General features: G+C 58.8%; 1 protein-coding gene. It reads right to left on the bottom strand.

Annotated features, from left to right (window positions below; all coding sequences use genetic code 11):
• Positions 1-481, bottom strand: a 481-nt coding sequence (locus tag AC1D0P_RS28875; protein WP_477679871.1) for a carbohydrate ABC transporter permease, incomplete at both ends; no start/stop codon positions are given.

Below are 481 nucleotides of genomic sequence, written 5' to 3' on the forward strand. Positions count from 1 at the left end.
ACGTTGAGAAGCATGGTGGAGGCGATCCCTGGAACGGCCATCGGCGTCAGCACGTGCCAGATTTCGCCCCAGAGCGATGCGCCATCCATGCGCGCGGCTTCCAGGATTTCACCCGGAATTTCGCGGAAATAGGTGTAGAGCATCCAGACGACGATCGGCAGGTTGATCAGCATCAGCATGACGGTCAGGCCGATCCGGCTGTCCAACAGGCCGAAATCCCGGAACAACAGATAGATCGGCACCAGCACCGCGACGGCCGGCATCATCTTGGTCGAGAGCATCCACATCAGGATGTCCTTGGTGCGCGCGGTGGGTGAGAATGCCATGGACCAGGCGGCAGGAACGGCGATCAGAACTGCGATGATCGTCGATCCCACGGAGAGGAGTACCGAATTCGTGAACGGCTTGACGTAATCACGTTGCGTCTCGACCTCGATGTAGTTCTCCAACGTCCAGGATGGCCACAGGTTGAATCCCTGGA

Source organism: Polaromonas sp. P1_G2 (genome assembly GCF_056405515.1).